Below are 13,273 nucleotides of genomic sequence, written 5' to 3'. Positions count from 1 at the left end.
CATGGGTTCGGTCAGTAGACGTCTCGGACGTAACGCTTTTCGGCGACGAGCTGCTTCTTGAACGCCAGCGCGCCGTCCTCATCGAGTTTGCCGTGGATGCGCGCGATGCGCAGCAGCGCCTCATCGACGTCCTTTGCCATGCGGCTGGCGTCGCCGCAGATGTAGAAGTGGGCGCCCTCGCGTAGCCAGGACCACAGCTCGGCGCCGTGTTCGATCATGCGGTGCTGCACGTAGATCCGCTCCCGCTGGTCGCGGGAGAAGGCCAGGTCGAGCCGGGTCAGGAAACCGGAACGGAACATGTCCTCCAGTTCGGCGCGGTAGTAGAAGTTCTGGGCCGCGTGCTGATCGCCGAAGAAGAGCCAGTTGCGCCCGGTGCAGCCGAGAGCCCTGCGCTCGTGCAGAAAGCCGCGGAAGGGGGCGATGCCGGTGCCGGGGCCCACCATGATCATCGGAGCGGTCGGGTCGGCCGGGGGGCGGAAATGCGGTGCCCGCTGCAGGAAGATCGGCACGGCCGCATCGGTGACGTCGGCATGCGCCCGGTCGGCCAGGAAGGTCGAGCACACCCCGCCGCGCCGCGCCGCCGAACCGGTGGCCGCCGGGTCGCCGTAGCGCACGATGCCGACGGTCAGCTCCACCTCATCCGGGCTGACCAGCGGACTCGACGAGATCGAATACTGGCGCGGTTGCAACTTCTTCAGCGTGCCGAGCCACTCCACCAGATCGGCGCGGACCGGGAAGTCGCGCAGCACGTCCACCGCCTGCCGGTCCCACAGGTAATTCGCCAGCTCGTTGCGGTTGTCCCGGCGGAGCAGTTTGGCGAGCTTGCCACTGTGGTTGCGTTCGGCGAGAAAGCCGAGCAGGTCCTGACCGACCTTGGTGATGTCGTAGTGCGTGCGCAGCGCCTCGGCCAGCGGTATTTCGCGCTCATCGACCTCGACGACACGGCGACCGTCCAGCCCGGTGGCGGCCAGCCATTCGGTGACCAGCGAGGTGCAATTCACCGGCCAGACGCCCAGCGAATCACCCACCTCGTACGTGGCGTCCAGCCCGCGCAGATCGAATCCGAAGCGGCGCACCTCTTTCGGTGAGCCTCCGGCCGACAGCAAGTCGTTGCGCACGAGCGGCGCGCGCAGCGGCGCGGTGCGGGTGAACGGCGTCGCGGTGCGGAGACGGCCGAGTGCCGTTGCGGCGCTCGGCAATTCCATCGTCGCGACGCCACCCCGGGGCGCGACGGGCCGCGAACCGCTGCCACCGTGCGTCGGGAAGTCGGCCGAAGAGTCCAGCTGCCCGGCATCCCCGTCGCCGAGCGCGGCGAGGACGTCATCGAGCCAGCGCCGCGCCGCGTCTTCGTAGTCGGGTTCACTGTCGACGCGCGGAAGCAACCGGGTCGCGCCCAGTTCGGCGAATTTCTCGTCGAGTTTGCGGCCGTAGCCGCAGAAGTCGTCGTAGGAGGAGTCGCCGAGGGCGAACACCGCGAACCGCACACCGGTCAGCCGCACGGCGCCGTCGGCCAGGCCGGCCCAGAAATCCGCTCCGTTGTCCGGCGGCCCACCATCGCCGAACGTGCTGCTGACCACCAGCACGTCGCCGTGGAGCGCGCTCGGCTCGCAGGAGTCCAGATCCAGCAGTCGCGGCGCGAAGCCGTGTGCGGCCAGATGCGCCGCGACGCTGGCCGCGAACTCCTCCGCCGTGCCGGTCTGCGAGGCCCACAGCACGGTGACGGCGCGGGCGGTGTCACCCTTGTCGACCGCGGGCGCCGGACTCGTCGCGCCGCGCGAGTACATGCCGGCCAGCAGCCCGTCGACCCACAGCCTGCTGTGCGCGGACATCGGCGCCGACCCCGGCAGCACCGGCTGACCGGTCACCGGAAGCGCCTGCAGCGCGGCCAGGTAGCCGCTGAGGTAGATCCGCTCGGTCTCACTGAGCGTGGGTGCGGTGTGACTGTCGAGGCCGAGCACCGCCGCCAACGGGTGCGCCGACTCCGCCGCGGGCCGCGCGGCGGGAGTCTCGGGTCGCGGTACGGCGGCCACCCGGCGCAGCGCCACCGCGCACGCCTTGAACTCCGGTTGCAGCGAGGCCGGGTCGACCGCGTCGTTGGTGACCGCGTTGATGGTGAGGTATTCGCCCTGCTCGTCGTTCCAATGGAACGGCACGAAGCAATCGCCCGGCCGCACTCGGTCGCTGACCTGCACCGGCAGCACGGCCCGGCCCCGGCGCGAGGCGATCTCGAGCTGGTCGCCTTCGCGCAGCCCGAGCCGCTCGGCGTCGGCCGGGTGCACCTCGACGAACGGCGTGCCGTTCAGCTTGGTCAACTTGTCGATCTTGCCGGTCTTGGTCATCGTGTGCCACTGGTGCTGCAGGCGGCCGGTGTTCAGCAGGAACGGGTAGTCGTCGTCCGGCATCTCCTCCGGCAGCAGGTGCGGTCGCGGCCAGAACACCGCGCGGCGGCTCGGCGTGGCGAAGGCCAGCCGGGGCCGGTGGCCGTTCTCGTCCACGAACAGCGTCTGGCTGACCCCGTCGTTGCGGTACCGGATCGGATTGCGCCTGCGCTCCGGCTCCGGGCACGGCCACTGCATCGGCCCGTCGCGCAGCGCGTCATAGCTCATGCCACGCAGGTCGTAGCCGGTCGCCGGATTCGCGAACCGTTTGATCTCGGCGAACACTTCGGCGCTGGTGGCGAACTCGAAACCGGGAAAACCCATCGCGGTGGCGATGTCGGCGATGATCCGCCAATCCGGCCGCGCGTCACCGGTGGGCGGCACCGACTGCTGCAGCAGGGTGAGGTTGCGTTCGGAATTCACCATCACCGCGTCGGCCTCCGCCCACAGCGTGGCGGGCAACAGCAGGTCGGCGTAGGCGTTGGTCGCGGTCTCGGTGTACGCGTCCTGGGCGATCACCAGTTCGGCCGCCTCCAAGCCCGCGATCACCGTCTTCCGGTTCGACACGGTGGCCACCGGGTTGGTGCAGATGATCCAGGCCGCTTTGATCGCCCCGGCGGCCAGTTCGCGGAACATCTCCACCGTGCCGGGCCCGGCTTCGGTGCGAAGCGTGCCGGGCTCCAGCTCCCAGACGGTCTCCACGAACGTGCGGTCCTCGGCGGAGAGCACGCTGCGCTGGCCGGGCAGGCCGGGTCCCATGTAGCCCATCTCACGCCCGCCCATCGCGTTCGGCTGCCCGGTGAGCGAGAAGGGCCCGCTGCCGGGACGGCAGATGGCTCCGGTGGCCAGGTGCAGATTGCACAGCGCGTTGGTGTTCCAGGTGCCGTGCGTGGACTGGTTGAGTCCCATCGTCCACAGCGACATCCACTCGCCCGCCGCGCCGATCCACTGAGCGGCGGTGCGGATGTCGGCCTCGGCCAGTCCGGTGATCTCCGCCACTCGCTGCGGCGGATAGTCGGCCAGGAACTCCGGCATCGCGTCCCAGCCCTCGGTGTGCTCGGCGATGAATTCCGCGTCGATGTCACCGTTGGCGACGAGCAGGTGTAGCAGCCCGTTCAGCAGCGCGAGATCCGTGCCTGGGGCGATCTGCAGAAAGAGGTCCGCGCGCGCGGCCGTCTCGGTGCGACGCGGGTCCACCACGATCAGCTTGGCCCCGGCCTTGAGCCGATCGGCCATTCGCAGGAACAGGATCGGATGGCAGTCGGCCATGTTCGCGCCGATCACGAAGAACAGGTCCGCGTGCTCGAAGTCGTCGTAGGAGCCGGGCGGGCCGTCCGCGCCGAGCGACTGCTTGTATCCGGTCCCCGCGCTGGCCATGCACAGCCGCGAGTTCGCCTCGATGTGCACCGTGCGCAGATAGCCCTTGGCGAGCTTGGTGGCGAGGTACTGGGCTTCCAGCGACATCTGCCCGGAGACATACAGCGCGATCGCGTCCGGACCGTGCTCGTCCAGGATCGCGCGCAGCCGGGTCGCCGCCTCGTGCACCGCCTCGTCGACGGGGAACGGCACCGGGACCTGGCCGCGCTCGGAGCGCCGGTAGGCGGTCTCCATCCGCCCCGGAGTGCGCATCAATTCCGCGTGCGTCGCCCCCTTGGTGCACAGCCTGCCCGCGTTCGCCGGGTGCAGTTTGTCCCCGCTGACCTTGGCGATCACCGGCTTGCCCGCGCCGCCGGCCGCGGTCGACACCGTCATCCCGCAGCCCACGCCGCAGTACGAGCACGCCGTTCGGGCAGTGCCGTCGCCGCGGCCGGTGACTGTATCGGTCATGCCTCCGATCATGCGGACCGCCGATTGCGCCGGATTTACCTCGCGTTATCGCCAGGTGACATTCCTCCTCACCGCTCCCGAAACCGGCGGTGAGGTGTGATCGAGGTCTCCGCTCAGCCGAGCTTGTAGGCCCGGTGCAGAGCCACAACGCCGCCCGTGAGGTTGCGCCACTTCACCGACGACCACCCGTTCTCGGCGATCCGCATCGCCAGCCTGCGCTGGTTCGGCCATTCGGAGATGGATTCGGCGAGGTAGACGTAGGCGTCGGGATTGCTGCTCACCACGCGGGCCACCTTGGGCAGCGCCTTCATCAGGTACTCCAGGTAGACGGTGCGGAACACGGGGAGCACCGGCGCGGAGAACTCGCACACCACCAGCCTGCCGCCGGGCTTGGTGACCCGCAGCATCTCACGCAGGGCGAGATCGGTGTCGGCCACGTTGCGCAGTCCGAACGAGATGGTCACCGCGTCGAAGGAGTCGTCGGCGAACGGCAGCGCCATCGCGTCGGCCGCCACCATCGGCACGTCACGGAACCGGCCGGCGCTGAGCATGCCCTTGGAGAAGTCGGCCGCCAAGCACCAGGCGCCGGATTTCTGCAGCTCCAGCGTGGACACACCGGTACCGGCGGCGAGATCGAGCAATCGTTCGCCCGGCCGCGGCGCCAGGGCCTTGCGCGTCGCCCAGCGCCAGTAGCGATCCTGCCCCGCGGAGATCACCGTGTTGGTCAGGTCGTATCGCCGGGCCACACCGTCGAACATCGACGCGACTTCCCGCGGCTGCTTGTCCAACGAGGCCCGGTTCGATTGCGTTTTCGCCACGCCAAGACCCTAACTCGCGGTCTGTTACGAACCGACCGTGGCACGCGTCACGCCCGAGCGGGTTCAGGCGGTATGCGGCAACCGAATCCGCGCCCCGGTCACCTCGGCGTAGTGGCCCATCAGCTGGGTGCAGATGGCAGGCCAGGTCCGTGGCAGCACCGACTTCCTGGCCGCCCCCGCGAACCGGGCCCGAAGCTGTGGATCGTGCAGTCCCCCGATGGCACTGGGCAGCAACTCTTCGAAGCGGTCCACCGGAAGCAGATAGCCGTTGCGGCAGTGGGCGATCAGGTCGCGCGGACCGCCCGCGTCCGGGCCGATCACCGGGATGCCCGCCGCCAGCGCCTCCTGCACACCCTGACAGAACGTCTCGTGCTCGCCCGCGTGCACCATCACATCCAGGCTGGCATACGCCCGCGCCAGCTCGTCGCCGCCGAGCTCACCGGTGAACACCGCGGTCGGCATGAGACGGGCCAGCCGCTGGCGCTCCGGACCGTCGCCGACGATCACCAGCTGGATGTCGGGGTCGGCGCCGAGCACCGCGAGCCGCTCCACGTGCTTCTCCGGCGCTAACCGCCCCACGAAGCCCACCAGCAGGCGGTCCCGGCCGGCGAGCCAGGCGGCGCGTAGCTCCTCGGAGCGGGCGCTCGGGGTGAACCGCGCGATGTCGACACCGCGCCCCCACCGGTGCACGCGCGGGATGCCGTGCCGCGCCAAGTCCTCCGCCGCGGCCCGGGAGGGTGCGAGCGTGCGGGTGGCTCCCTCGTGGATGCGCCGGGTCCAGCCCCAGGCGGCCCGGCTCGCCAAGCCGAGTCCGTAGCTCTTGGCGAAGCCGGCGACGTCGGTCTGGTACACCGCGACGGTCGGCAGATCCAGTCGCAGCGCCGCACCGAGACCGCCGGCGCCGAGCAGGAACGGCGAGGCCAGGTGGACCACGTCGGCGTCGAAGTCCTCGATGGCCGAGACGATGCCGGGCTGCGGCAGCCCCACCGGCAGCGAGCTGACCTTCGGCACCATCACCGCGGGCACCCGGTGGACGGGGAAACGTCCGTAGTCGCGCGGGGCGGCGGGCTGCCCGCGCGGCGTGTCCGGCGCGATGATCAGCGCGTCGTGCCCGTGCCGGTCCAGATGCTCCAGCACCCGCAGCACGGAGTTGACGACGCCGTTCATGTTCGGCAGAAACGACTCCGCGACGATCGCTACACGCACGCTCCCAGCCTGAACGGTGCACCGCGCCGCGTCCTCACGCCGAAGTGAAGGACATGGAAAGATCCGGCGAACTGTCGGGGCCCCGGGGCGGCCGCCTCGGGCTGCGTTCCGCGCGGAGGGGAATTCAGCCCTGCGGCGCAGGCCGCCCCACCGGCGCGGTCGCGCGTCTGTTCGCGCGGGAGAGCAACCACAGCGTGGGCAGCGCGAGCAGCCACACCACCACGATGACCGACAGCGCGGGCGGAATGGCCACCCGCACGTCCCGGCCTTCCACGCGCACCAGGTCGGGGTCGCTGCGGCTGTATTCCACGCGAATCCGCTCACCCGCGGTCAGATTGGTCGGATACAGGACGCCGACCTTCGGGTTGTGCGTCTCACCGTCCGGTGTGACATACATGACCGCCGAGCGCAGCCGGCCCGCCGAGAGCACCTCGGCCGTGGTGCTGCCCTTGTCGGAGCTGATCAGATAGTCGTTGCGCCACGCGGCCAGCACCAGCAGACCGACGAGCACGCTCACCGCCGTCGCGGCGATCAGCACTCCGATCCCGGCCCGCCGCAGGCGGATCGGCCGCCCGCTGGACTGACTGGTTTCCGACACCGCCACAGGCTACCCAGCGGCTCGGATACCGTGGCGGCCATGTCCCGAAAATTCAGCTTCACCGTGCCTTACACCGTCCCGGTCGAAGATCTCCACCGGGCACTCACCACCAACGACGTCTGGCAGGCCCGTTTCGCCGACGCCCCGACCGCGACGCTGGATCTGTCGCATCCCGACGGCGCGGGCACCATTCGCATCCATATGACCGAAAAGGCCGCGGAAGACAAGGTCCCCACGCTGGTCCGCAAGGTGCTCAAGAGCGAACTCACCTTCTCCCGCATCGACAACTGGCAGCCGCTGGTCGGCGAGGTCGCCAAGGGCAGCTTCGAAGCAACCACCGGCGGCATCACCACCGCGATGTCGGGGTCCTACGAGATCCGTTCCACCGCGGAGGGTTCCGAGCTGGAGGTGGTCGGCACCGTGCAGGTGAAGGTACCCCTGGTCGGCGGCGCGATCGAGCCGCTCGCCGAACAGCTGCACCATCGGGTGCTCAACAGCGAGCGCAAATTCATCGAGGAGTGGCTGTCGGCGAAGCCGACCGCCTGAGCGGGCGCGTCGCCCCGGTTCGCGCCGGGGCGACGCCGCCGCGGTCTAGGCGAAATCCTGCGGCGAGTATTCCTTCCGCTCCACCAGGACCAGCCAGTTCCCGGAATTGTCCCGGATGACCGCCTCGGTCCCGTAGGGCCGTTCCGCGGGCGGCTGCACGAACTCCACCCCCTTCGCGGTGAGGTCTTCGAAGGTCTTCTGGCAGTTCTCGGTCCGCAGGCCGAGCGAGCCGTGCGTGCCGTTGGCCAGCGCGCGCCGGACGGCCTCGGCGTAGTTCTCGTCCAGCGGCGGGCCAGGGAGCATCAGAGTGATCTCCAGCTCGGGGTGCGCGGGATGCGCGATGGTGACCCAGCGGAAACCGTTGTCGCCCATGGTGACGTCGCTGGTCTCGACGAACCCGAGCTTGTCGATGTACCACTGCTTGGCCGCGGTCTGGTCCGTGACGTAGACCGTGACCAGGGAAACATTCGTAATCGTCGTCATGCGGCCAGGCTATGGCGGACGCCGGGCCGCGGGCTTCTCCGAAATTGCGCCGTTCGCTCAGCCGGGCGGCTTGCGGTCGGAGAGCCCGTGCATGAAGACGAAGCAACCCGGGATGCGCGGCGCGCCGTCGGCGAATTTCCCCTGGTACTGCGATGGCGTGACCCCGACCAGCTGGCGGAACTTGCTGCTGAACGAGCCGAGGCTGCTGTAGCCGACCAGCATGCACACCTCGGTGACCGTGAGATTGGTCGCCCGCAGTAGATCCTGCGCGCGTTCGATGCGCCGCTCGGCCAGGTACGCGGCGGGGGTCAGGCCGTAGACCGCGGCGAACGCGCGCAGGAAGTGATATTTGGACACCCCGGCGGCCGCCGCCAGCTCGTCCAGATTCAGCGGGTCGGCGTAGTGCCGGTCGGCCAGGTCCCTGGCTCGGCGCAGATGCGGGAGCAGATACAGCGCGGGCAATCCGCGCGCCCGTTGTTCACCCATCGCGCCGTCACCGTCCCTAAGCGAACGGCGGACGTTCGTCGAGGCGCATCGACGTCCGGCCCGCGATCCGCCACGCCCGCGCGGTCAGGTCGACGTCCTCGTCGGTCACCAGGTTGCCCATCACCCGGACGGCCGTGCGCTGCAAGTACTTCGACCGCATCACCGGGGGACCGCCCAGCGGCACCATGCGCGGATGGGTGGCCAGGCCCGCGATCCGCCGGGCGACGGAGAACGTGCGTCCGTATCGGGCGCGCAGCACCTGCGGCCAGATCTCGGTGAGGTCGGGCTCGTCCAGCAGATCGGCCAGCAGGTGACCGCCCTCCAAGCCGTAGTCGATGCCTTCGCCGTTGAGCGGGTTCACACAGCCCGCGGCGTCACCGATCAGCACCCAGTTGCGTCCGGCGACGTTCGAGACCGCGCCGCCCATCGGGAGCAGCGCCGAGGCGATCGCGCGCAGCGAGCCCTCGAACTGCCATTCCTCCCTGCGCAGCGCCGTGTAGTGCGCGAGCAGCGGTTTCAACGCGATATGCGAGGGCCGTCGCTCGGTGGCCAACGACCCGACGCCGATGTTGACCTCACCGTTGCCGAGCGGGAACACCCAGCCGTACCCCGGAACCAGCTCGCCTGCGGCGTCGCGCAGCTCCAGATGCGAAGTGATCCACTGGTCGTCGCTGCGGCCGGACTTGATGTAGGCGCGCGCGGCGGTGCCGTAGGCGTACTGCCGATGCCAGGTGCGGCCGAGCAGCCGCCCGACCGGCGAACGCACTCCGTCGGCGACCACCAGCGTGCGGCATGCGATCGTCCGCGTACCGTCGGCCGTCCGCACCGTCACACCGGTGACCCGATCACCCTCGCGGGTGACATCGACCACCTTCGTCCCGTCCACCATGCGCGCGCCCGATTTCACCGCCGTCTCGCGCAGTTTGTCGTCGAGTTCGGTTCGGGGAACCGCGCTCCCGTAGGTCGGAAAGGAACCGCCCGGCCAGCTCAGCAGCGCCTCGCGGCCGAAGCCGGTCATCCGGAGGCCGTGGTTGACGATGTGCGCGCGCACCCACTCGCCGAGGCCGAGCTGCTCCAGTTCGGCGGTCGCGCGCGGGGTCAGCCCGTCACCGCAGGTCTTGTCCCTGGGAAAAACGGCGGAATCGATGAGCACCACATCTCGTCCCGCCCGCGCCGCCCAAGCCGCCGACGCCGATCCGGCCGGGCCCGCGCCGACGACCAGCACCTCGGCCCGGCTGGGCAACGCGTCCTGGTCGCTCGCGGGACTCGCTTCGGGTGAACCCATGCGGTCCATACTCGCAGGGCTGTCTCGCTCATGTCGACGGCGGTCACGCGCGCGTCACGGATGAGTACGAGCGAGGCGTGCGATAGTGACCGAATATCCACAGAGTGACGGTGTTCATGGGCCATCCGACGGGGACACGCTAGGTTCTCTACCGTGGGGTCGGACGCATCGCTGGGAGAAGAAATGAGCACATCGGCCATGAGCGAGCGCGGCGAGCGAATCATGGACACGGCGCACGGCGGGCACGGCGGAGCCGGAGACGACGTGAGCACGGTCGTGGCCGGGGTCGACCTCGGCGACATCGGGCTCGCCGACACGGTGCGCTCCGGCTTGGCTCAGGTGGAGAAACTCCTGGTCGATGAGCTGTCCGACGGTGCGGAATTCCTTCAGGAAGCCGCGCTGCACCTGGCCAAGGCCGGCGGTAAGCGATTCCGTCCGCTGTTCACCATCCTCACCGGGCAGCTCGGCCCGCACCCCACCGATCCCGCCCTCGTCACCGCGGGCACCGTGGTCGAGCTCGTGCACTTGGCCACGCTGTATCACGACGACGTGATGGACGAGGCCCCGATGCGGCGCGGCGCACCGAGCGTCAACTCGCGATGGGGCAACAACATCGCCATCCTCGCGGGCGACTACTTGTTCGCGCACGCGTCCCGGCTCACCTCCACCCTCGGTCCCGACGCGGTGCGCATCATCGCCGAGACCTTCGCCGAACTCGTCACCGGCCAGATGCGCGAGACCATGGGCGCTCGCGAATCCCAGGACCCGGTCGAGCACTACCTGCGCGTGGTGTGGGAGAAGACCGGTTCGCTCATCGCCGCCTCCGGTCGCTTCGGCGGCACCTTCTCCGGCGCCGACCCCGAGCACGTCGAGCGCCTGGCCCGCCTCGGCGACGCGGTCGGCACCGCCTTCCAGATCTCCGACGACATCATCGACATCTCCTCCGCCTCCGAACAGTCCGGCAAGACCCCTGGCACCGATTTGCGCGAAGGCGTGCACACCCTGCCGGTGCTGTACGCGCTGCGCGAGGAGGGCGCCGAGGGGGACCGCCTGCGCAAGCTGCTGGCCCGCCCGCTGGAAACCGACGACGAGGTCGAAGAGGCGATCGACCTGCTGGCCGATTCGCGCGGCATGGCACTGGCCAAGGAGAAGCTGCAGGGCTACGCCGACCTCGCCTACACCGAGCTGTCCGCGCTGCCCGGCGGCCCGGCCAACGACGCGCTCGAGCGGCTGGTGCGCTACACCATCGAACGCGTGGGCTGATTTCGGCGCGGTGCGGGGTTCACCGGAACTTTGCCTGAAGCTTCTATCGTTGAGCTGCTGTAAGGCGACTCGGTGAACGGGGGAGCGGCAAGGGAGACGTATGCACGGGCACGGGTTTGCGAACGGACTGAAGACCTTCGGGCTGATGGTGGGCCTTTCGGCCCTGATCGTGCTGATCGGTGCGCTGTTCCGTAACCCGACGATCCTGGTCGTCGCGATCGTGCTCGCGGTGGGCATGAACGCCTACGCGTACTTCAGCAGCGACAAGATCGCGTTGAAGGCGATGCACGCGCAGCCGGTCAGCGAGCTGGAGGCTCCGGTCATGTACCGGATCGTGCGTGAGCTGGCCACCGCCGCGCGCCAGCCGATGCCGCGGCTGTACATCAGCCCCACGAACGCACCCAACGCCTTCGCCACCGGTCGCAACCCCCGCCACGCCGCGGTCTGTTGCACCAGCGGCATCCTGCAACTTCTCGACGAGCGGGAACTGCGGGCGGTGCTCGGTCACGAACTCTCGCACGTCTACAACCGCGACATTCTCATCTCCTCGATCGCGGGCGCGCTCGCGGCTGTCATCTCCGGTGTGGCCAATCTGGCCATGTACATGTCCATGTTCGGTGGCAACCGCAATGGCGGCGGTCCGAACATACTGGCCGTGCTGCTGGTGTCGCTGCTGGGCCCGATCGCGGCGACACTGATCAAACTGGCCGTCTCGCGCTCGCGCGAATTCCAGGCCGATCAGTCCGGCGCCGAACTCACCGGCGATCCGCTGGCACTCGCGTCGGCGCTGCGGAAGATCGAGCGCGGCGTCCAGGGCGCCCCGCTGCCGCCGGAGCCTCGGCTGGCGGCGCAGTCGCATCTGATGATCGCCAACCCGTTCCGTCCGGGTGAGAAGGTCACCCGCTGGTTCTCCACCCACCCGTCGATGAACGAACGCATCGCCCGGCTGGAGGAAATGGCGGGCGGTCCGCGCCGGTACTGAGTCTCTGCCGCCGCGGTCGTTCATGGCCGGCTGGTCTTCGTATGCACGCGACCGAACCGGCCGCGCGCTGCGTACCGGCGGTCAGCGGTAGTTGACGAACTGCAGCGCGATCCCGAAATCCTCGCCCTTCAACAGGGCGATGACGGCCTGCAGATCGTCGCGCTTCTTGCTGCTCACCCGCAGCTCGTCGCCCTGGATCTGCGCCTTCACGCCCTTGGGGCCCTCGTCACGGATCTTCTTGGAGATCTTCTTCGCGTGCTCGGAGTCGATGCCCTGCACCAGCGAACCAGTGATCTTGTACACCTTGCCGGAGGAGACCGGCTCGCCCGCGTCGAACGCCTTCAGCGAGATGTCGCGGCGGATCAGCTTCTCCTTGAACACCTCCAGCGCGGCCTTGACGCGCTCCTCCGCCTCCGCGGTGAGCACGATCTTGTCCTCGCCGGACCATTCGATCGACGCGCCGGTGCCGCGGAAGTCGTAGCGGGTGTTGAGCTCCTTCTCCGCCTGATGCAGGGCGTTGTCGACCTCCTGCCGGTCGACCTTGCTCACAACATCGAAAGACGAATCAGCCACACTGCGCTCCTGTTCTGACGGTCCGACGGGTGAGCTGAACCGGACGCTTCCAGCCCCCGTCAGTTCTACCCGGAGACCCGAGGGTAGTCGCGCCGCACGGCCGATAGCCAGCCGGTTTGCATTCAGGGTGTGGGTTCGATGTATTCTGCTCAGCGCGCGAAACAATGCGCGAACGGCAGGTTGCCCGAGCGGCCAATGGGAGCAGACTGTAAATCTGTCGGTGAAAGCCTACGTAGGTTCGAATCCTACACCTGCCACCGTCGTTCGCTGAGTGAGCCCTGTACGCAAAAAGCGCGTACAGGGCTCACTTTGTATGTCTTGTGGGGGTGCAACCCCCACGCCCCGCCCGGCGGGCTTCGCCCCCGGACCCCCTTCGGTGGTTCCGTTGGTCACGCATGTTCCAGTGTCTTGTGTGCGGCGATCGACAGACGCCTGTCGTCGGCGCTGTTCGCGACTGTGTGCATCCACCCCTCGGGCATCCGCATCAGCCCGTTCCCGCACGTACCCGCCAGTCGTCAAGCCTGTGATCGGGAATTGTTCGGTCTGAACGCATCGCTTTTTCGTGCCCACGCACGGCGGGAGTCTTACGACCGCGAACCGCCGCGCCCGCGCGGCCAAAAACACAGCTTTGACCACCCGGTTTGGTGGTGAGACCAGTGAGTGTGTAACCTCGTTCAAGACTTCACCGCGCTGAGGTCGGGCGTTCGGAGCTCGGTGCGGAAGTAGTCATGCCCCCTTAGCTCAGTCGGCAGAGCGTTTCCATGGTAAGGAAAAGGTCAACGGTTCGATTCCGTTAGGGGGCTCGCCGGATTGCCGGTGGTGACCGAC

General features: G+C 68.8%; 11 protein-coding genes and 2 tRNA genes. 5 read left to right on the top strand and 8 right to left on the bottom strand.

Annotated features, from left to right (window positions below; translation table 11 throughout):
• Positions 1-11 precede the first annotated feature (11 nt).
• The 4 genes from LTT66_RS08520 to LTT66_RS08505 form a co-directional block, all read right to left on the bottom strand.
• Positions 12-4,217, bottom strand: a complete 4,206-nt coding sequence (locus LTT66_RS08520) for a molybdopterin-dependent oxidoreductase (RefSeq protein WP_408638759.1) — start codon at positions 4,215-4,217, stop codon at positions 12-14.
• Between the two features lie 101 nt (positions 4,218-4,318).
• Complete coding sequence (locus LTT66_RS08515; RefSeq protein ID WP_408638828.1) at positions 4,319-4,963, bottom strand: demethylmenaquinone methyltransferase; 645 nt, start codon at positions 4,961-4,963, stop codon at positions 4,319-4,321.
• A 123-nt stretch (positions 4,964-5,086) separates the two neighbouring features.
• Positions 5,087-6,229 carry a glycosyltransferase family 4 protein gene (locus LTT66_RS08510; RefSeq protein ID WP_233065703.1) on the bottom strand — a complete coding sequence of 381 codons (1,143 nt, stop codon included), beginning with the start codon at positions 6,227-6,229 and terminating at the stop codon, positions 5,087-5,089.
• A gap of 124 nt (positions 6,230-6,353) precedes the next feature.
• Positions 6,354-6,827, bottom strand: coding sequence for a DUF3592 domain-containing protein (locus LTT66_RS08505; RefSeq protein WP_181724770.1), 474 nt, complete (start codon positions 6,825-6,827; stop codon positions 6,354-6,356).
• Positions 6,828-6,866: 39 nt separating this feature from the next.
• Between LTT66_RS08505 and LTT66_RS08500 the strand changes: the two genes are divergently transcribed.
• Positions 6,867-7,373: a DUF2505 domain-containing protein gene (locus LTT66_RS08500; RefSeq protein ID WP_233065701.1), complete on the top strand. Its 507-nt coding sequence runs from the start codon at positions 6,867-6,869 to the stop codon at positions 7,371-7,373.
• Positions 7,374-7,418: 45 nt separating this feature from the next.
• Here LTT66_RS08500 and LTT66_RS08495 read toward each other — a convergent pair whose 3' ends face one another.
• Genes LTT66_RS08495 through LTT66_RS08485 form a run of 3 tightly spaced genes read right to left on the bottom strand, consistent with a single transcriptional unit; the run spans position 7,419 to position 9,627 of the window.
• Positions 7,419-7,856: a VOC family protein gene (locus LTT66_RS08495; RefSeq protein WP_233065699.1), complete on the bottom strand. Its 438-nt coding sequence runs from the start codon at positions 7,854-7,856 to the stop codon at positions 7,419-7,421.
• A gap of 57 nt (positions 7,857-7,913) precedes the next feature.
• Positions 7,914-8,342, bottom strand: coding sequence for a helix-turn-helix transcriptional regulator (locus LTT66_RS08490; RefSeq protein WP_195066490.1), 429 nt, complete (start codon positions 8,340-8,342; stop codon positions 7,914-7,916).
• A 16-nt stretch (positions 8,343-8,358) separates the two neighbouring features.
• Positions 8,359-9,627, bottom strand: a complete 1,269-nt coding sequence (locus LTT66_RS08485) for a geranylgeranyl reductase family protein (RefSeq protein WP_181724764.1) — start codon at positions 9,625-9,627, stop codon at positions 8,359-8,361.
• A gap of 222 nt (positions 9,628-9,849) precedes the next feature.
• On the opposite strand from LTT66_RS08485, the gene LTT66_RS08480 reads away from it, so the two are divergent.
• Both LTT66_RS08480 and htpX read left to right on the top strand, forming a co-directional pair.
• A complete protein-coding gene (locus LTT66_RS08480; protein ID WP_233069070.1) occupies positions 9,850-10,890 on the top strand; it encodes a polyprenyl synthetase family protein in 1,041 nt (346 codons plus the stop codon).
• A 100-nt stretch (positions 10,891-10,990) separates the two neighbouring features.
• Complete coding sequence (htpX, locus tag LTT66_RS08475) at positions 10,991-11,872, top strand: zinc metalloprotease HtpX (RefSeq protein ID WP_181724762.1); 882 nt, start codon at positions 10,991-10,993, stop codon at positions 11,870-11,872.
• An 81-nt stretch (positions 11,873-11,953) separates the two neighbouring features.
• On the opposite strand, the gene LTT66_RS08470 is transcribed toward htpX, so the two are convergent.
• Positions 11,954-12,445 carry a YajQ family cyclic di-GMP-binding protein gene (locus LTT66_RS08470; RefSeq protein WP_039802015.1) on the bottom strand — a complete coding sequence of 164 codons (492 nt, stop codon included), beginning with the start codon at positions 12,443-12,445 and terminating at the stop codon, positions 11,954-11,956.
• 174 nt (positions 12,446-12,619) lie between these two features.
• On the opposite strand from LTT66_RS08470, the gene LTT66_RS08465 reads away from it, so the two are divergent.
• Together LTT66_RS08465 and LTT66_RS08460 are read left to right on the top strand one after the other, a co-directional pair.
• Positions 12,620-12,702: transfer RNA gene (locus LTT66_RS08465), tRNA-Tyr, on the top strand.
• 473 nt (positions 12,703-13,175) lie between these two features.
• Positions 13,176-13,248, top strand: a tRNA-Thr gene (locus LTT66_RS08460).
• Positions 13,249-13,273: the final 25 nt, after the last annotated feature.

Source organism: Nocardia gipuzkoensis, from assembly GCF_021183645.1.
GTDB lineage: Bacteria > Actinomycetota > Actinomycetes > Mycobacteriales > Mycobacteriaceae > Nocardia > Nocardia abscessus.
The sequence above is the reverse complement of the archived record's forward strand: the minus strand, read 5'-3'. Positions and strand labels throughout refer to the sequence as shown.